Here is an 18,627-nt window from a genome sequence, read left to right as displayed (position 1 = left end):
TTATATTCAACCTCTTATCTCTTTAATTTCAAGACCGCTAGACTTTCTCGTTACTAACTCAAGTGCAACTGCCGCGATATGCTCGGCATCCAAACCATAAAGCTCGTAAAGCATTGAAGTTGCACCGTGAGCGGCAAACTCATCCGGAAGGCCAATTTGCCTGACATCCACATCGCCTATTCCCGAGGCGGCAAGCAATTCAAGAACTGCGCTGCCAAAGCCACCCTGAACTGCATTCTCCTCAACAAGCACCAATCGTCGGCATTGGGACACAAGGCTGAGAATTAGTTTGGAGTCAAGTGGCTTCACGAACCTAGCATTCACCACCGCCGCCGAAACCCCCGACTCTTGAAGGATCTCCCTAGCTCTCAGAGCCGATGCCACAATTGGACCAACAGCAATTATACAAACATCATCTCCTTCGGCAAGCAATTCCGCCATGCCCATCGAAACGCTGGGTTCTGAAGACCTGTATGCAGTAATATCTATCGCCGAACCTCTCGGATATCTAATTGCAAACGGCACATCATAAGAGAAAGCAAGTGCAAGCATATCACGAAGCTCTGCGACATCAGCTGGCGCCGCCAAAACGAGATTGGGGATATGGCGGAGATATGAGAGATCGAAAGCACCATGATGCGTTGGGCCGTCGTCGCCAACTAGTCCCGCACGGTCTATAGCAAAAACAACGGGGAGCTTTTGAAGGCATACGTCGTGGACAATTTGATCATACGCACGCTGAAGAAAAGTTGAATACACCGCAACAACTGGTCTTAGCCCAGCAGCCGCAAGCCCAGCTGCAAATGTTACAGCATGCTGCTCGGCAATGCCGACATCGTAAAACCGCGCAGGGAACTTCTCAGCAAATTTGCTTAGCCCTGTGCCGTCGGGCATCGCCGCCGTCACGGCAACTATCCGCTCGTCTTTCTCAGCAAGGTCAACCAAGGCATTGGCAAATGCCTCAGTATAAGTAAGCGACCTTGATGTTTGCTCGACTTTGCCGTCTTTCACTTGGAATGGCGCGATTCCATGGAACATTCGTGCATTATTTTCAGCATGTTCATACCCTTTGCCTTTGGTAGTTAGGACGTGGACTATCACAGGCCCATCAATCTGCTTAACATGGTAAAAAACATCAAGAAGCAGGCTAATGTCGTGGCCGTCTATTGGACCAAGATATGTAAAACCAAGCTCTTCGAATATAATACCAGCTTGTGCCCCAATCAGGTGTGTCACACCATGAAGGATGCCCTCAGCAGTTCGAGATATCGTTTTACCGCCTACCGGCAAGCTTTCGATGACTTCCTTCGCCCTATGCTCCATCTTCCTATAGAGCGGAAGCATGCGTAGCTTGCTAAGATGAGTTGCAAACGCGCCCACGCTTTTTGAAATAGACATTTCATTGTCATTGAGGACAATCGTTAGGCTCGTCTTGAGTTGGCCAGCATTATTTAGTGCCTCCCAGGCAAGCCCACCGGTGAGCGCACCATCGCCAATTACTGCAACCACATGCTCTTTTGTGCCCTTTAGATCGCGTGCTTTTGCAAATCCAAGGGCAGCTGATATAGACGTGCTAGCATGACCGGTTCCAAAGAAGTCATATGGGCTTTCGCTCCGCTTTGGAAAACCACTTATGCCGCCGAACTGCCGAAGCGTCTTGAAGTGGTGATACCTGCCAGTAAGAAGCTTATGGGGGTAGCACTGATGTCCTACGTCCCATATAACAATGTCTTTCGGCAAATCGTAGCATGCATATAAAGCGGTGGCTAGCTCAACCACTCCAAGATTCGAAGCGAGATGACCACCGTTTTTTGCCACGCCGTTAATTATTTCCTCTCGAATCTCCGCGGCAAGGGTGTTCAGTTGCTCTGCCGAAAGACCTTTTAGGTCCGCTGGCTTAGTTATCTTCTCAAGAATCTTTCCTATCTGCGTTCACCTTCCTGCTTCTGCTTAATCAACCTTTCGATTGTTTCCGCCTGCTCTGGCGAATCTACGTCGGCGCCAATCTCAGGGAATTCGACGGGCACAGCTTTTACTTTGCCCTTAAGAATGCGACCGGCTACATGCTCCAGCCGCGCAATGCTTAAAGCTCCAGGCCAAACCTTTTGTGCCAATGCAGCGCGGAAGAGAGTCCCAAGTCCAATAAGCCGTGCAATTTTCATGGGATGCTTTCGAGCCAAAAGTATCTCCCCGATGATTCCTGCATTTTGTAGCACCATTTGAGGATTAATGATTACCATATTTCCGCCAGTAAACATACCCTCGGCAAGCCTGGCATAAGTCCTATGAATGCCTGGCAGGCGATGTTCATTCACTTCTTTGGAGATTATAGGGTAGTAGAAATCTGCGCTCATGTCGCCACAAAGTTCGATGAAATTAGTAACCGCAGCCGACGTTAGCATCGGAATGTCCGACGTGACAATTAAAAGGCGCTTAGCTTCGGGCTCTGCTTCCACTGCAACTAGCAAGTTATCTATGAAACTGCCGCGAGGCTTTAGGATGCAAGCTCCTTCGATTGACTCGGCATGTCCAATTATGTATATACCCTTGACCCTAGGCGATGCTGATAACGCATCCAATACACGGAGAAGCATTGCCCTGCCGGCGATTGGTACTTCGCATCGGTACTTCACTCCATACCTCCGCTCGAATTCCGGCTCGGCAGGCGCACCTGCTATTATAAATGCGGGTAATGAACAGCTTTCATTCTTGCTAGCCATAGTACCTTCCTTATAAGGATTCTGGGCGACATTAAACTAAAAAAAGCTAAGTTTGCTCAAAAATTAAACCTGCGCTTCTTTTCTACTAATCGTATGCGTTTTGAATACTCTCCCAAAGCCAAAATTAAGATTTTTTACGGCTTGCTGAGCTGAGTCTTCATCTTCAAAAAGGCCAAACACAGCCGAACCACTTCCGCACATAAGCGCCCCTTTTGCGCCTTCTTTTATTAAAGCACTTTTGATGGTGGCTATCTCCTGATGACGTTCTTGAGCAGGGGCCTCAAGATCATTGCTCAACAGGCTGGGAAGCTCATCGCAATTTTTCCGAATACAATCCAACATACGTGCAGAAGCTGTACCTTGTTCCTTATGTACCCGCCATCCACATTCCTCACGCATCTCATCCAAGCGCTTATACGCCCAGGCAGTAGAAATTCCAAATGGCGGCTTCACAATGACCATCCACCAGCGCCGGATGTCCGGCAGTGGCTCGACATCCTCACCTCTGCCGCGAACAAACGCTGTTCCGCCAACTAAGAAAAAAGGCACGTCTGAGCCAATTCTTGCCGCAAGGTCAATCATAGCTTCAAGACTTAGGACTCCATCCTTGCTAACCTTTAGCTCTGAGCTTGCAACAAGGTGATTCAAACCTCTAAGTACGGAGGCGGCATTGCTGCTCCCTCCTCCAAGACCTGCCTCAGGCGGAATCCGCTTCTTAAGTTGAATTTCGATTCCCAGCTTTAAGCCCACGTTTTCTAGAAAAAGCACGGCTGCCCGGTATGCTAAATTCCGCTCGTTGGTCGGGATATCTGGCAAATCACAAACCACACGGACCCCAGGAGGCTCAACCAGCGAAAGCCGAATCGTGTCGTGCAGGGCGATAGTCTGCATTATGCTTTCAATTGCGTGGAAGCCATTGGGCATCAAGTCAAGCACATCGAGCGTCAAGTTTACCTTAGCATACGAATGAATGATGGCTGTATAGCTATTAGAATTCACTCGTTCAGTATACGTATGCATATGCCTCTTGTCAACCTAACCAGGGCATTTACTCCATTTTGGTTTCCCCTTATTCCAAGCTAGAATAGGCTGAGGCTATTTGGGCAAACTCTTCAAGGGAAAGGGTTTCAGGGCGGCGGGAAAAATCAATACCCGCCTTTTGAAGCACTTGCAAGACTTGGTCTTTTGAGAGCCCGAGAGCCTGGCAGTCGGACAAGCTGTTGAGCAATGTTTTTCGCCGCTGTCCAAATGCACAGTGCACAACCGCGAAAAAAGACTCATCGCTTGGAACCTTGACTGGCGGGACACTGCGAGGCGTCAGTCGGACTATCGCGCTCGATACATCCGGTCGAGGAAAGAAAACGGTCTTCGATGCATAAGCAATGACCTCAATTTCCGAATAATACTGCACAAAAACACTCATCGAACCGTAATCTTTTGTACCTGGAGAGGCTTTCAGGCGGTCGGCAACTTCTTTTTGGATCATAAGCACGATTAGTTCGATCTGTGAACGCGCCAGGAGGAGCTCGGTTATAATTGGGCTCGTGATATAGTAGGGCAAATTGCCAATGACCTTCACTTTTGCCGACCCAAATTGGCTGGAAAGAAATTGAGGCAGGCTGAGGCTGAGAATGTCAGCATGAATGATTCTAACGTTTGAGTGGTCAGCAAATAATTCTGAAAGAATGTCAAGCAGAGTGCCGTCGATTTCCACGGCCACTACTCTCGCGCCTCGCTCCGCCATGGCAAGCGTAACCGTGCCGGCACCTGCGCCAATCTCGAGAACGTGGTCGCCCTCTCGAACGTCGGCGGCATCCAAAATCTTATTTAGGATATTCCAGTCAACGAGGAAATTCTGACCAAATCGCTTCTTGGGGGAGAAGCCATGTTGGCGAAAAAGCTCATTTAGTTTGGTTGGGGACGTCAATTCAATTGAGCGCATGGCAGATAAAAGCACATATCAGTCGGTGGCTCATAATCTTTGTAAAGTTCCTGCTTCCGATTTGCAGTTGAAAGTAAACCTAGTGGCTATTCTAGAACGTAAACGGTAACCCACCGACTACCAAATCTAATAGCTTCTCGATACGTATTGAAGCCAAGATCAATGCGATTGCCTTTTATCGCGCCGCCGACATCCCCAGCTACACAATATCCATACCCTTCGACATACAGCTTGGTGCCCAACCGAATCACACGCGGGTCAACCGCAACAATACCTTTTCCGGCTTTCATACCACATGCTGTACGCCCGCTTTTGCTGCCACCGCATACGTATGGTGCATAGGCAGTAGCGCGCATGCGAAGGCATCTGACGAACCCGCCACGTGATGCAAGCAAAGTGCCCCTTGATATGGAAACAACTTCGCTACGTGGCTTTTGAAGAACCTTCGCACCAATAACTTCGCTTGAAACTTTTTTTCCGTTCTTGTAAGTAACCTTGTAGGTTACCTCTTTCACTCCGGCGACGCCCTTCTGAAGTACGACGCGGTCAAGGCGCGAGTGAGGATTGAATTTCGTTACAGTCTTATAAGGAATAGGCTCACGCTGAACAACAATTTTTTCCTCGACTCGAATGACCCGGATTGCCATTCTATGTTTTGCCGGCGTACTAAGGCTAGGTATGACAAGGTCCTTTTTGCCAAGCCCAACGCCAGCTTCCCTGAGAATCCCTCCTACCGTTCCCTGGCAGGAGACATATTCCCAAGTCTGGCCATCGCATGTAATCGAAACCAAAACAGATTGCCTTGCACTTTGAGTAGACGCAGTTACGCCCATCGCAAAGATTAATGCGACAGCGGCAATGCACGGAAAAACCTTTCGCGCGAATTTTGATTCGCTAAGGAAATACAAGCTTGAACCTCTTAGGCCAAGAAATTGCATTTATCCGTCCCTCCGGCGGAGGAATTACCCAATTTTGCGCAAATGTGAAACATCCCAGGCCCCATCAAGCAACTTTTAGCACACCCACCCTGAGTTTTACAAAGCTTCCTCAATGAGCTACCTACAAGGCGTCATATTCTAACATGCTTGGGTAAGGGTGTCAACCAAGGGTAAGAATGCATGCTACTATAGATATTACTTGCACTTCGTTGTCAATTATTAACATTTGTTGCTGTTGCATAAAAGTCACAAAACCTCTATAATTATTGGTATCAGCAATAGATTCTTTAGCATCATTTCGCATTTTAAGCTTGTGTAAGTGGTTAGAAAGGTAAGTGTAGAGATGGCATTTGACGTAAAGAAACATTTAATCAAAGTACAAGGTGGCAAAGAATACTTGCCGGTAGCTTCAAGGTTGGTTTGGTTCCGCCAAGAACATCCTGATTGGGGAATTGAAACCAGGCCAGTTGCGATTGACGTTGACAAAGGTTATGCAATCTTCGAGGCTCTCGTTTATAACGCCGAAGGACGCCTGATGGCAAAAGGCACAAAAATGGAAACCTCAAACGGATTCTCGGACTACGTCGAGAAGGCCGAGACGGGCTCCATAGGACGCGCGCTCGCTGTATGCGGCTTTGGGACGCAGTTTGCGCCTGAGCTCGACGAAGGTCAGCGGATAGTTGATTCACCTCTTCCAATCGGTGAACCACTCCTAGCAGGAGCTAAGAGCGGCTCAACAGGAAAAGAGCCGGAACAATTCTATTGCACAACAGAGGGGTGCGGTCGAGAAATAACAAAAGGACAAGCTACCTATAGCACAAAAGTATTTGGCCGCCCAATGTGCCCAGCCTGTCAGCGAGAAGCGGCAACGTCAAAATAAGACAATTCATACCCAACGAAAAGCCCACTCCCAATGATTAGAGTGGGCTTTTTTTGTTATAATATCACCCCAGAGTTCGCTCACAGGAGGAAATATCTTTGAAAGCAAGAGCCGCTAGAATTATCCCAATCCTGATACTTGCAACTTTGCTTACATGTATACCTGCGTTTGCAACACAGGTTCGCGAGACTATCCTCCCAAACGGCTTGAAAGTCATCACAAAAGAGGTCCACGCCGCGCCCGTCGTAAGCTTCATGGTGTGGTACAAGGTTGGATCGCGAAACGAACAGCTCGGCAAGACAGGGCTATCACACCTTCTTGAACACATGCAGTTCAAAGGCACAAAAACCTTTAAGAAGGGTGAGATTGACGCCCTGATTCGCAAAAACGGTGGAATAAGCAACGCAGCTACCTGGCGAGATTTCACCTTCTACTGGGAGACTCTCTCCAGCGAAAAACTAGAGCTAGCCATGCGAATAGAAGCCGACCGCATGGTAAATAGTCTAATTGACCCCAAAGAACTTGAAGCAGAGCGGATTGTCGTTCGTTCTGAGCTCGAAGGAGATGAAAACGATCCAGAGAGTCTGGTCTACAACGAACTTTATTCGCTAGCTTTCCGTTCGCATCCTTATCTATGGCCAGTAATAGGTCGCAGACATGATATTGAGAGCATTACTCGCGCTGACCTTTACAAATACTATAGAACCTACTATCAGCCAAATAACGCAACTATCGTAATAGTTGGAGATTTTGAGACTAATAAAGCGATTGAAATGGTTAGGAAGTACTTCGGCAAGATTCCCGCAGGCCCAAAACCGCCGGAGGTTACAGCAAAAGAAGAACAACAAATCGGCGAAAGGCGTGCGGTCGTCCGAAAGGCCGGTGCTGTTCCACGCATAGTAATCGGATTCCATACCCCTGCAATTGGCAACCCGGATATCTATCCACTTGACGTAATAGAGATTATTCTAGGCAGTGGGACGAGCAGCCGATTGTACAAAGCCCTCGTTGACAGGCAACTTGCAACATCAGCATGGGCGAGCGCATCAATTAGCAAAGACCCAAATCTTTTCATCCTAGGCGCAACCGCAAAAGATGGAGTAAAGATATCGGATGTTGAGGCGTCCCTCATAGCAGAAATAGAACGGCTTAAGACAGAACCCATAAGCGATGAAGAACTTCAGAAAGCACTCAACCAGCTTGAGGCTAGCTTTGTCTATACCAATGACAGCGTCACAAATCAGGCACGCCAGCTTGGGTATTTCGAAACCATATTTTCTTGGCGCTTTGTGGAACGGTATCTTGAAAATGTGCGAAGGGTAACCAAAGACGACATCCAGCGGGTCGCCAAGAAATACTTCACCGAGAAAAACAGAACGGTTGTCACTTTTATACCCGAAGGAAAACACCCTGCAGCAGTCGGAGGCCAACCTCTGCCGCTCAAGTTCAAATATGCGGCATACCGACCTGCAGAAAATAAGGCAACATCTTATGATGGCACTGATTCTGTCTTCATCCATCCCATTTTGAAATCAAATAAATGGCAAGCCAATTTCGTTCAACCTTCTTTCAAAAAGAAAACTATCCCCAATGCTAGCTTTATCAAATTGTCATCGCCGAATCAACCACCAAGTAAGGCTAAAATTGCGAAAGTTAAGCCGACACTGCCCTCCATCAAGCCTACAAGAGTCGTTTTGGATAATGGCATAGTAATTATTGTCCATGAGAACCGAAGCAATCCAACAGTCGGCATACAGGGCAGTCTTAACGCAGGAAGTGCTTTTGATCCACCAGGCAAGCATGGATTGGCTGAAATGACAGCAGAAATGCTGATGAAAGGCACAACTCGACGAAGTGCAGACCAAATTGCGAAAGAGAAAGATTTTGTGGGTATGAGCCTGGATGCCAATGCATCTACCGAATCGGCAAACTTCACAGGTTATGCACTCTCAAAATACTTCGACAAACTTCTTGACCTACTTTCCGATGTGCTGAGAAACCCAACGTTTCCAACAAACGAATTCGAGAAAGTAAAGGCGCGTCGGCTTTCATCAATTAAGCAAGAGGAAGATAGTCCAGAAGCCCTTGCCTTTCGCACGTTCAAAGGCACAATCTTCCCTGCCGACCACCCATATCATGCACTAACAATCGAGGAAGAACTAGCAAATACATCTGCAATTGAGCGCGAAGACATTGTAAGTTTCTACAAGTCTCGCTATGGCCCAAAAGGGATGATTTTGGTTGTAGTCGGCGACGTTGACGCGAAGCAAGCCATTGAAAAAATCAAGGCCTATTTCAGCGATTGGAATACCGACGCCTCTGGAGAGCGGCCAGTGATTCCGGACGTGCCCTTACAGACAAAGATAGAAAAGAAAATAATTCCTATGCCAGACAAATCACAAGTAGATGTGATACTTGGCTATGCAGGGGGGCTAAAACGTACCGACCCAGATTTTTATGCCGCAATGGTAATGAACTTTGTGCTAGGAGGCGGCGGTGCTCTTGGCAGCAGACTTGGTGATGAGATTCGTGACAAAATGGGACTCGTGTACGACGTCTACAGCACCTTCGAAGCAAACCTTGGAGCAGGGCCATGGTATGCCAAACTGGGAACAAATCCCAAGAATGTCGAAAAAGCAATCAAGGTCCTTATTGAGCAAATGACCCTCATGCGGAGTAACGGCGCAAAAAAAGAAGAAGTTCAAACAGCAATTGACTATATCACCGGCGTTTTTCCTGTACGACTAGAAAAGAACTCCTCAATTGCGAATATCCTATGGGCAGCAGAGTTCTTTGGTCTGGGAATGGATTATATCCAAAACTACCAGAAACTATACAGGTCGGTCACTCTCGAACAAGTTAACGCAATGGCAAAGAAATATCTCCATCCTGACAGATACACTCTGGTAATAGCTGGGCCTTACTCAGAAGCTACAGGAAGTAGGAATTCAAGGTAGCAACCAGTTGCACCAACATCACCTTGTTGGTATAATGACAGGCAATTGCTCTAGGTTTTGCACATAAAGAGCAGGGGTATACGAATGACGGAGGCCATGAATGGGAGGTAGCCGATATCGCGGCTGTATGTCCAGCCTGTTTCTCATGAGCCTGGCTACGGTCGCCATTGCCTTATCTATATACAATGCGTGGCAGGTATCGGCGTTGAAAACGCAAGTTTTGGCTCTGCAAATCAAGGTTGCCCAGCTTAAGGCGGTTAAGCAAACTGCTGGCACTCAGTCTACAGATTTTGCGCTAGTAGAAGAAGCCCGTAAACACATTGAGCAGGCAACAAAGTTAATTTCAAAAGGCAACTTTAAGACTGCAAAGGTCGAATTGCAAAAGAGCCTGCAGAAGCTAGACCGGCTACCTCGTTTTACTGAAAAACCTAGCTGGACGATGCTTGAAGACCTTCGGAAAAAGCTTGACCAGACTAGCAGTGCCTTAGAAAAGATTTGGAGCAACCAATCGAGGCTGCCCGCAAACGACAGCAAAGGAGGCCGAACAAAGTGACAAACCTCAAACGCATGCTTTTCGTGCTTTTTATTATAGCGATCGTTAGCCTGTTTGTTTGCGGGTGTAAACCTGAGTCGCTAGTCAGCAAAAGTCAAGAGATAGAAATTGGCCAAGAAGCATCCCAACAAATAGAGAGCAGATATCCAGTGGACAAAGACCCTGCCCTAAATGCATTGATAAACCAAATTGGCCAAGATCTAGCACAGCGTTGTTCAGACAGGCCCGACCTTACTTACACGTTCAAAATCCTTGACATAAAGGACGTGAATGCTATTTCGCTCCCTGGAGGATGGGTCTATATATACAAGGGCCTAATAGATGAGACCCAAGGAAAACCCGACCAACTTGCCGGCGTTATCGCACACGAAATCGGGCATATAGCTGCAAGACACCATGCTCAAATGTTGGGCAGGGAAATACAAGCGCAACTATTAATCGGCACACTAACAAAGGGTCAAACAAAAGAAATAGCAACTCTTTTCGCAAATCTTCAATTTCTCCGATGGAGCAGGAAGCAAGAATTTGAGGCAGATAAGCTTGGTATTAAGTATATGTACCGCTGCCAAAAGTATGACCCACAAGGGCTAATCAATTTCTTTAATTCCCTTCTCCAGAAACAGAAGGACCAACCCTCGCGGTTCGAACAAATATTTAGGACGCACCCAGTAACCTCAGAGCGCATCAAGCGGGCTCAAGAATATTACGATGCTTTGCGCGCCGGTGGGGCTGAGTAGCATTACAATTTCCAAGTATGATGGAGCACAAGAAGGAGAATAACTTGAGAGTCGCCGCTATTGTCCCAGCGTACAATGAAGAGCACCGGATAGGAGCCGTACTCGACGCACTCCGGCAATGTAGCAAATTAGATGACATAGTAGTAGTAAGTGATGGCTCCACGGACAGAACCTATGAGGTAGCAGCTAGCTATCCTGGAGTTACTGCCATTCGCTTGCCTCGCAATCTTGGCAAAGGCGCTGCCTTGGTCGCCGGCGTTAAGTGCGCTAGCGCAGATGTCGTCGCATTTTTCGATGCCGATTTAATTGGCCTAACTCCTAACCTTGCGGAGGCACTTTTGCAACCAGTATTAGAAGGCAGGGCAGATATGAGCATTGGCATCTTCAAAGGCGGCAGGTGGCGTACTGACTGGGCTCAGAGCCTAGCGCCCTTTATCTCAGGCCAGCGAGCGATTTACAGCAAGCACGTTCTCTCCGTTCCTGGTTTAGAACAAGCACGCTTTGGCGCTGAGATTGCGTTGGGGAGATATGCTTCGCAAAAGGGCCTCGTAACAGTATTCGTTCCACTCCCAGGAATGACGCATCCGATGAAAGAAGAAAAGCTGGGGAGAATTCACGGCACTTGGGCAAGGCTGAAGATGTATGGCGAAATTATAAAGTTTATAATCTCAACCTCACGAAGTGCAGTTCGTATTAGACAAGCTCTCGGCAGAGTAGATGATGGACTGTAAGTTTGCCTAGTACTTTGCAGCAGTAAACGTAGGGTTAGCTTCGGCTAGCCAGTATGCGCTCAGCAGTAGCCAAATCATCATATGTATTAACGCCTAATACTTCCTCGGGTTCTGCGGACACGGAAATCACCCGCCTGTGTTGCTTTATCGCAATATCAACCATTTGAGTAAGGCATTTCTCACCAGCTTCATTCTCCGTCATTAGGTTAAGATTATCCCACAGCCACTCTGCATTAAAGGCATAGCACCCACCATTGATTTCTTTGACAGCCTTCTCTTCGTCGGTAGCGTCTACTTCTTCCACTATTGCCATAATCTCGCCGTTCGAATCCCTAATAATGCGCCCATAGCCTCTGGGATCATCCAGTACAGCAGAAACCAATGTAATAGTTGGCTTCTCAAATAAGTGGGCTTCCATAAGAGAACGAATGGTTTGGGTTTTGAACAAGGGGCTGTCACCACACATAACCAGGAGATTGCGAGATTTGCCGCGCGCAAGCTCCGCAGCACAGAGAACGGCATGGCCCGAGCCAAGCTGCTCTTGTTGAAAAGCATATAAGTAATTATCGCCCAAAGTTTGCCGAACCTTCTCGGCTCCCACGCCGACAACAATTATTGGATGCTCTATCCCAACTTCTGCCAGTCTATCGAGCACGTGACACACTAGAGGCCGACTAAGGAGAGATACAAGTACTTTTGGCTCCTTCGACCCCATTCTGCGGCCCCTACCTGCCGCTAATACTATCGCCTGAAATTCCATCATATTTTGAAACACCGCACTATTGTAGCAATCTGGGCGTGATTTTCACAAGCTGTCCTTAGCGAATCCGCCAGTTTCGCGAATCAGGCTAAAGGGTATAAGCCAAAAAACCAAACGATATCGAGGTGGAAATAAGATGGTTGTATACAAAATTATCTGTATTACTTTGGCGGTAGTAGTGGCATTTAGCATTTGCTTACCAACCGTGCAAGGACAGTCTCTGGTTGAGCGTGCGCTCAAATTGTTTGGCATTGCGTATGTTGTCCGAACTTTCGGCAACGACATAAACAGATTTGTTAATCAGCTTGCAAGCCAGAATGGTGTGGAATGGGAAGGCACTACGAAGGTTGTACCAATAATTTCGGTTGGCTCAGGCGCATATGTTGGAGCCGCTCAAGTTGTCGGTCCAACCGATAAAGTAGATGATGTGAGGGGAGTTGGTCAGGCGGAGGCAAGAATATCAGATGCCCGCGCAAGGCTGCTTTTCCCAATGGACACGACAAACCCGTTAAGAAATATGCGCCGCATCGAAGGAGTAGGTGTCTCGGCGATTCTCGACTTCAAGATTTAACAACCGTGAAAGGAGAAACCGAAGAAAATGAAAAGGAAAGTTTTGACTGCTACATTGGCTTTAATTGTTATAGCTGCATACGCATTAATTGGCGTCTCAAGACTTGACAAAACACCGACATTGTCACCTGCTTTTGCCCAGGCGACTTCCAACCCCGAGATTACTTCAAGAAGCGCCATCATAAGCGGCCAGCAAGTGGGCGAAGTATTAATTGATGGCCAAGTTATCTTCAGAATCAGAACGACTGCTGGCGGGTTTTCTCCGGCGCGCAGAGCCGAGATTGTTGCACAAAGATTGAAAAACATTGTAACAAAACACCTTCAGCCTGAAGACTATACAACCGGACGCATAAATGGCCAGGATGTCGTTCTAGCAAATTCCGAGATTATAATTACGGCAGACCAGCCACATGCCAGGATAAACCAGACAACGCCATTCCTTCTAGCTCGGCAGTGGGAGGTCAATCTCAAATCAGCACTTTTCGCAGGAGAAACAGAGACTCCCGCAACAGCCACCAGCCAGAAAGTCGTGCCAATAATTAGCGTTGGAAGCGGCACCAGAGTTGGAGGAGCGCTTGTAACCGGCTCACGAGACCAATTGGATAAAGTCACGGCCGTTGCACAAGTGGAAGGCATGTTCGGCAATGCAATAAGAGCAAAAGTTTTAGTGCCGGTTTCCAGCGAGAATGTGGTTCAGCGCATAAGCCGGGTACCCCAAACTAGTGTAACCGGCCTTGTGGACATAAAGCTATAGATACCTAAATGGACTTTGGGTTTCAAAGCGGCTATTTGGTCGCCTCTATTCATGTGGTGCAGGTGCTGTGGCTTTTGATTTCACCGCAGCACCTGTGAGTTGAATTACATCCCAGGGCAAGGTGGGAGTGTGTCGTCATAAACCACCGGGCAGGGTGTGGGCTGGACGAAGTTCATATTATTGTTTGCTTTATCCAGGGCGTTCTTAAAATACTCCTGCGTCATTCGGTCCCACGAAGCACCGTTAGTACAAACGTCATCAAGGATTTCGAGAATTGTCTTGAACGTGCCATCGCCCATATAGATTATTGAGCCCGGATTAACATCGCCCACCAGAACATTTAGCCCCATAGCGAGCCACTGGGCAGCAAGCATGTATCTCATGTCTACGGCATTTGCATTTATTAGGAAGCGCTTAATTTCGCTTGGGCTATTAAGATAAGGCGCTTCAGCTCTTGTATATGGAAGACCTGCCAAAACCGGGCAACTCAGAGCGCCCGACCCTGTCACTATACTCCAATTCTCTGGCTTTTGGAGTATCGCTTGGCCGTTCTTATTTGTCCAGAAGCCCAGTGTTTTCCCGCCACCAGGGCCAAGACAAATGTTGCCGAAGTCAATATTTTCGACAGCGTAAAGATTCGAAATACCTTCTTCCACAACAACGGTGTAAACAATACCGTTATCATTGTATTTGCTGGTAGTGACAGTAACCATAGGATCTGGGTTTAGGTCAATGCTGCTTTCCTTTGGACCTGTTTGCAGCCATGGACCCAAAGGCATCAACTCGACTACAATATACGTGCCAGGCGCTAAATTTGGGAATAAATAGTAGCCAGGTAGCACACCGTCCCCACCAGGGGAAGTGCATTGTATTCCCACAAGGTTTTCTGGTGAAATCGAGTTTTCATATAAGGCTATTTTCCAGTAAGGTATGCCTACTTCGGTGGTATCTCTTTCTCCATCTAAATCAAGGTCGTAGTATTTATAGCCCGACAAACTGAAAAAGCTTTGAATACCACCGCCATCCTCACTACACTTTACTTTGAAGTTGTCGGTTTTTGACTTTGCCGGCACGAACCCAAAAACTGCAGCAGGATCTAGCGGGTCATAGTCTGCAACTGCCGTCACCCATACTTTATACTCCCCGCCAGGGTTCGGGGTGTCATCAAATGGATACAGCTGCTTGCAGCTAGTAATCCGTCCACCAACAACTTCAACTACTCGCTCTTCCAACGGTGCAGTGCTAAGCAACACCGACCCTGATGGGTCAGTAACTTGGTAGTAATAATTCCCATCAGGCAAGCCTAAGCAACCTTTGCATGATGGTCCGCCGTTCAGATATACGTCGGTTTTTGCGTAGAAGATGTTGCGGTTGACTGCCAGGCAATCAGCATCGGTTGTCCATATCGCTCCTGGGATTTGCGCCAATGATACCGATAACGCTGAAGCCAGCAGTAAAAGAGCAATAACAAAACTCTTCATCTCAGTCTACCTCCTTTTTGAATCTATAATTTGAGCTGCCGTTAGCCCAAAAAACGCTAAAATACCAACCACCTCCTTTAAACTATTTTGGAAAGTTCCAAATATAAGGTGCTTAGTAGGGCTTTGCTTAAGTTAGCTCATTATTAATAGCTGCAGATTATTAGTAAATATAACGCTTGGTTTTAATTTTGTCAAGCATGTAATTTCTTACTACCCAATTTAAAGCACGCCTAAACTGCTTATTAAAAATAATTGCAGGTTAATAGTTCGCCTGCGAATAACATAATTTGCAGAGATAACATTATATTTGAATCGGGGTTTCAAATAGCATGAAGCATTTTAGGTGGACTACCGCCATACTAACGTTTTTTGTTTTAATAACCAGCAAGGCGAGTGGTGAAAAGATGCGCGACCCAAAACAATATCTTGAGCGAACTAGTTTTCAGATAGCCAGCCCCTTCAGTCCACAGGTTGACCTAAAATCCGATGTCGCAATAGTCTATGGCTTTGGCGGCAACGTGGCGGAGCGAATTAAAGGTTGGCGCGACCAGGGATATCGAGTACACCTAATGACCGGTGTCGCATGGGGAGGTTATCAAGACTACTTCCACGGCCGCTGGGATGGCAAAAGCCATGAAGATGAAGCACAAACGGACAAATATGGCAATCCAATTCTCCATGGGCCAGATGTTCCTTACGTTTCACCAACAGAAACCTTCGGCAAGTATCTCTGTTTAGGTGTCAAAAAAGCAATAGATGCGGGAGCAGAAGCAATCTATCTCGAGGAGCCCGAATTTTGGGTCCGTGGCGGCTATGCAGAGAGCTTCAAGCGCGAATGGGAGGCATATTATGGCGAGCCTTGGATTCCACCGCACACTTCACCAGATGCTCAATATAGGGCATCAAAACTTATGTATTGCCTCTATCGGCGAGCACTCCAGCAAGTTTTCGACTTTGTTATCGAATATGGCAAGCAAATCGGGCGGCGGATTCGGTGCTACGTCCCTACTCACAGTATGTTAAATTACGCCCACTGGGGTATCGTCAGCCCTGAACAAAGCCTTGTGCTCTTGAACGGTTGCGATGGATATATTGCGCAAGTCTGGACAGGCACTGCAAGGAGTTGGAATGTGTACCAGGGAGTCGGCAAAGAACGGACATTCGAGTATGCCTTCTTCGAATATGGGGTGTGTAGTAATCTCGTGCGTTCTACCGGGCGGCGGATGTATTTTCTTAATGATCCAGTCGAGGACAATCCCGAGCACAGCTGGGCAGACTACAAACGCAACTGGGAATGCACGTTAGTTGCATCGCTTATGTGGCCAGACGTATGGCGCTATGAGGTTGCGCCGTGGCCCGACAGGGTATTCCTAGGCAAGTATCCTGTAAAAGATATTACCGAGCGAAAACCGGGGGAGGAAGTCGAGCGGGAGAATATTCCTCCAGATTACGCCACAGAATTGCTAATAGTTATGAACGCCCTTAATGACATGAATCAACCCAAAATTGAATGGAGTTGCGGCGTAACCGGCATCGGAATACTTGTTTCTGACACAATGATGTTCCAGCGCGGCGAACCAAACCCAAGCGACCCTCACATGGGGTCGTTTTTCGGGCTGGCTATGCCGCTGCTTAAACGCGGGGCATTGGTTCACCCAGTTCAGTACGAAAATATAGGCCTTCCAGGATATCTTAAGCCTTATAAAGTGCTATTTCTAACATACGAAGGCATGAAGCCACCAACACCTGAGTTGCATACCTACTTAGCGAATTGGATAAAAGCCGGCGGCGTGCTCGTTTTTGTTGACGACGACTCAGACCCGTATAATTCAGTGAAGGAATGGTGGAATACTAACGGCATGAATTACCCTGCACCTCGCATTCACCTCTTCGAACTGCTGGGGCTTAGTGCGAAATCAGGCGAAGGGATATACAAAATCGGCAAAGGTTCGCTCATATACAAGCGCATTAGCCCAGCATCGCTGACCAAGGATGCGAAAGGCGCTGAGCTTACCGTAAGCATGGCAAAGCAGGCATTCACTCAAGCGAAACTGCCCTGGGTTGAAACGAACTATCTAATTCTTCGCCGTGGACCCTATGTAATCGCCGCCGGCCTTGAAGAAACACTCAAAGTCTCACCAAGGAAGTTGACAGGCTTATTTGTAAATCTTTTCGATGCAAACTTGAAAATCACTCGTCAGGTAACAGTTGACCCAGGAGCGAGACTTTTACTGATTGATTTGCAGAAACTTGATTTAACAAAACCTAAAATCATCGCCTCGGCATCAAAAGTCCTTGGCGTTAAAGTCTCCCCGAACTCCATACGCTTCCACTCCGAGGGGCCATCCGGTACCGTTGCGGCAACTCGCATAGCGCTCCCCCGTTCGCCAAAGTCAATTAAAGTAGGAGAATACAGCCAAAACCAAGTTGAATCAATCTGGGATGCAAAAAGCAAGACGCTCCTAATCAAATACCCGAACTCAGCGGATGGCTTATGGATTGAAATTTTATTTTAAGAACTTGACAAACAAGCTTGCTTTTATTACAATTGCTTGCGGTAAAGCTCGCAAGCGCTATGTCGATCGTTTCCACCGCATCCAAAATCCCATGGCCACCAGCGATCGCAGAAAGCACGAGCAAAAATCATCATGGGAGGGATGCAATGAAAGCCTCAACACTTTTTCTCCTCGTCACAGTGGCGTGCATTTGCACAGCAGTAAGCGCCCTGGCAGGACCAGTTGCCTACGTAGACGGCTTCGGCGAAATATACGTCGTGAATTGTCCGAAAGCCGTAGATGTCTACTCGGCATTGTCCCAGCTAGCCGCGCCACCCCCAGGAACTCCATTTGCGGCAGGCCTCACCTCCGCCATTCCAAAGGGCACGAAGTTGCTTGATTTAAGAATTGAGGGAGATCAAGCAACGGTGAATTTCTCCAAACGCCTTGTCGCCAATGGCGTTTCGGAAGCAGCCCTTATGGCGATTCACGACCAGGTGAAATGGACTTTGTATAACTGGGGAATCGATGCAAATGTCAATGTGCTTGCGGACGGGATTCCAATCGCCGAGTGGGTAGCACCAACTCCCGTTATCGAACCCCGAAGCAGCATTAGTATCAACAGCTTATCTGGCCACAGCATCACCCTATCGCCTGGTCACGGTTGGTTCTGGAACGGCAGTGGCTGGTACACTCAGCGACCTGTATACTGCTCGCCGCTGAACGAAGAAGATTTCCACAACCTTGAAATCTGCCAGTACATCCAGACCTATTTGGCACAGGATGGCATGACCGTAAAGATGGTGCGTTGTACAGACAAGAACTATGGTACTTGCTCGTATAGTGGCAAGCCTTGGTGGCAGATGGCAGCTTGTTACTGGCTTCAGCACGTTGGCTATCCATGTAGCGTATACGGAAGCTATAGTGGGTGCTCACTTGGAGACGGCGCTACCGAGATTAACGATGACATCCGCTCCAGGCCGCTTGCTTCGGACTACGACGGCACGGATATTTATATTTCAATACATACGAATGGATACCAAGGCGACTGCTATGGTACTTCTTGTCCTACAGGTACAATCACTTATTACGACTGCAGCACGGAGCAT

At 47.6% G+C, this 18,627-nt stretch carries 16 protein-coding genes; 9 read left to right on the top strand and 7 right to left on the bottom strand.

Going from position 1 to position 18,627, the window contains the following annotated elements; genetic code table 11:
- Window positions 1–6: 6 nt before the first annotated feature.
- The 5 genes from dxs to QHH26_11025 all read right to left on the bottom strand — a co-directional run bounded on the left by dxs (window position 7) and on the right by QHH26_11025 (window position 5,600).
- The gene (gene dxs / locus QHH26_11045; GenBank protein MDH7482490.1) at window positions 7–1,917 is read right to left on the bottom strand and encodes a 1-deoxy-D-xylulose-5-phosphate synthase; all 1,911 of its coding nucleotides are present in this window, start codon (window positions 1,915–1,917) and stop codon (window positions 7–9) included.
- A gap of 5 nt (window positions 1,918–1,922) precedes the next feature.
- Complete coding sequence (locus QHH26_11040) at window positions 1,923–2,720, bottom strand: NTP transferase domain-containing protein (GenBank protein MDH7482489.1); 798 nt, start codon at window positions 2,718–2,720, stop codon at window positions 1,923–1,925.
- A 63-nt stretch (window positions 2,721–2,783) separates the two neighbouring features.
- Entirely contained in the window at window positions 2,784–3,740 is a 957-nt protein-coding gene (gene ispE, locus QHH26_11035) for a 4-(cytidine 5'-diphospho)-2-C-methyl-D-erythritol kinase (protein ID MDH7482488.1), read from the bottom strand.
- A gap of 49 nt (window positions 3,741–3,789) precedes the next feature.
- Window positions 3,790–4,662 carry a 16S rRNA (adenine(1518)-N(6)/adenine(1519)-N(6))-dimethyltransferase RsmA gene (gene rsmA, locus QHH26_11030; protein MDH7482487.1) on the bottom strand — a complete coding sequence of 291 codons (873 nt, stop codon included), beginning with the start codon at window positions 4,660–4,662 and terminating at the stop codon, window positions 3,790–3,792.
- Between the two features lie 86 nt (window positions 4,663–4,748).
- Window positions 4,749–5,600 carry a 3D domain-containing protein gene (locus QHH26_11025; GenBank protein MDH7482486.1) on the bottom strand — a complete coding sequence of 284 codons (852 nt, stop codon included), beginning with the start codon at window positions 5,598–5,600 and terminating at the stop codon, window positions 4,749–4,751.
- A gap of 319 nt (window positions 5,601–5,919) precedes the next feature.
- Here QHH26_11025 and QHH26_11020 point away from each other — a divergent pair, with 319 nt between their 5' ends.
- The 5 genes from QHH26_11020 (at window position 5,920) to QHH26_11000 (ending at window position 11,458) form a co-directional block, all read left to right on the top strand.
- Window positions 5,920–6,480: a hypothetical protein gene (locus QHH26_11020; GenBank protein MDH7482485.1), complete on the top strand. Its 561-nt coding sequence runs from the start codon at window positions 5,920–5,922 to the stop codon at window positions 6,478–6,480.
- 98 nt (window positions 6,481–6,578) lie between these two features.
- Window positions 6,579–9,437, top strand: a complete 2,859-nt coding sequence (locus QHH26_11015; protein MDH7482484.1) for a pitrilysin family protein — start codon at window positions 6,579–6,581, stop codon at window positions 9,435–9,437.
- 100 nt (window positions 9,438–9,537) lie between these two features.
- A complete protein-coding gene (locus QHH26_11010; GenBank protein MDH7482483.1) occupies window positions 9,538–9,990 on the top strand; it encodes a hypothetical protein in 453 nt (150 codons plus the stop codon).
- Complete coding sequence (locus QHH26_11005) at window positions 9,987–10,727, top strand: M48 family metallopeptidase (GenBank protein ID MDH7482482.1); 741 nt, start codon at window positions 9,987–9,989, stop codon at window positions 10,725–10,727. The genes QHH26_11010 and QHH26_11005 overlap by 4 nt, the downstream gene beginning before the upstream one ends.
- 44 nt (window positions 10,728–10,771) lie before the next feature.
- Window positions 10,772–11,458 carry a glycosyltransferase family 2 protein gene (locus QHH26_11000; GenBank protein MDH7482481.1) on the top strand — a complete coding sequence of 229 codons (687 nt, stop codon included), beginning with the start codon at window positions 10,772–10,774 and terminating at the stop codon, window positions 11,456–11,458.
- A 34-nt stretch (window positions 11,459–11,492) separates the two neighbouring features.
- Here QHH26_11000 and QHH26_10995 read toward each other — a convergent pair whose 3' ends face one another.
- Window positions 11,493–12,221 carry an NTP transferase domain-containing protein gene (locus QHH26_10995; protein MDH7482480.1) on the bottom strand — a complete coding sequence of 243 codons (729 nt, stop codon included), beginning with the start codon at window positions 12,219–12,221 and terminating at the stop codon, window positions 11,493–11,495.
- A gap of 133 nt (window positions 12,222–12,354) precedes the next feature.
- Here QHH26_10995 and QHH26_10990 point away from each other — a divergent pair, with 133 nt between their 5' ends.
- Together QHH26_10990 and QHH26_10985 are read left to right on the top strand one after the other, a co-directional pair.
- Window positions 12,355–12,789: a hypothetical protein gene (locus QHH26_10990; protein MDH7482479.1), complete on the top strand. Its 435-nt coding sequence runs from the start codon at window positions 12,355–12,357 to the stop codon at window positions 12,787–12,789.
- A 27-nt stretch (window positions 12,790–12,816) separates the two neighbouring features.
- On the top strand, window positions 12,817–13,542 hold the full coding sequence (locus QHH26_10985) for a hypothetical protein (GenBank protein ID MDH7482478.1): 726 nt from the start codon (window positions 12,817–12,819) through the stop codon (window positions 13,540–13,542).
- Between the two features lie 104 nt (window positions 13,543–13,646).
- Here the strand turns inward: QHH26_10985 and QHH26_10980 are convergent, their stop codons facing one another.
- The gene (locus tag QHH26_10980; protein MDH7482477.1) at window positions 13,647–15,023 is read right to left on the bottom strand and encodes a hypothetical protein; all 1,377 of its coding nucleotides are present in this window, start codon (window positions 15,021–15,023) and stop codon (window positions 13,647–13,649) included.
- Between the two features lie 329 nt (window positions 15,024–15,352).
- Here QHH26_10980 and QHH26_10975 point away from each other — a divergent pair, with 329 nt between their 5' ends.
- Window positions 15,353–17,539 carry a hypothetical protein gene (locus QHH26_10975; protein ID MDH7482476.1) on the top strand — a complete coding sequence of 729 codons (2,187 nt, stop codon included), beginning with the start codon at window positions 15,353–15,355 and terminating at the stop codon, window positions 17,537–17,539.
- Between the two features lie 146 nt (window positions 17,540–17,685).
- A partial coding sequence (locus tag QHH26_10970; protein MDH7482475.1) for a GerMN domain-containing protein occupies window positions 17,686–18,627 on the top strand: 942 nt, incomplete at its 3' end.

The organism is Armatimonadota bacterium, from assembly GCA_029907255.1.
Lineage (GTDB): Bacteria > Armatimonadota > UBA5829 > DTJY01 > DTJY01 > JAIMAU01.
The sequence above is the reverse complement of the archived record's forward strand: the minus strand, read 5'-3'. Positions and strand labels throughout refer to the sequence as shown.

Coding starts and splice junctions, on each gene's coding strand:
- QHH26_11010 (MDH7482483.1), top strand. CDS start 9,538: ATGGGAGGTAGCCGATATCGCGGCTGTATGTCCAGCCTGTTTCTCATG.
- QHH26_10990 (MDH7482479.1), top strand. CDS start 12,355: ATGGTTGTATACAAAATTATCTGTATTACTTTGGCGGTAGTAGTGGCA.
- QHH26_10980 (MDH7482477.1), bottom strand. CDS start 15,023: ATGAAGAGTTTTGTTATTGCTCTTTTACTGCTGGCTTCAGCGTTATCG.
- ispE (MDH7482488.1), bottom strand. CDS start 3,740: ATGCATACGTATACTGAACGAGTGAATTCTAATAGCTATACAGCCATC.
- QHH26_11040 (MDH7482489.1), bottom strand. CDS start 2,720: ATGGCTAGCAAGAATGAAAGCTGTTCATTACCCGCATTTATAATAGCA.
- QHH26_10985 (MDH7482478.1), top strand. CDS start 12,817: ATGAAAAGGAAAGTTTTGACTGCTACATTGGCTTTAATTGTTATAGCT.
- QHH26_10995 (MDH7482480.1), bottom strand. CDS start 12,221: ATGATGGAATTTCAGGCGATAGTATTAGCGGCAGGTAGGGGCCGCAGA.
- QHH26_10975 (MDH7482476.1), top strand. CDS start 15,353: ATGAAGCATTTTAGGTGGACTACCGCCATACTAACGTTTTTTGTTTTA.
- rsmA (MDH7482487.1), bottom strand. CDS start 4,662: ATGCGCTCAATTGAATTGACGTCCCCAACCAAACTAAATGAGCTTTTT.
- QHH26_11025 (MDH7482486.1), bottom strand. CDS start 5,600: ATGCAATTTCTTGGCCTAAGAGGTTCAAGCTTGTATTTCCTTAGCGAA.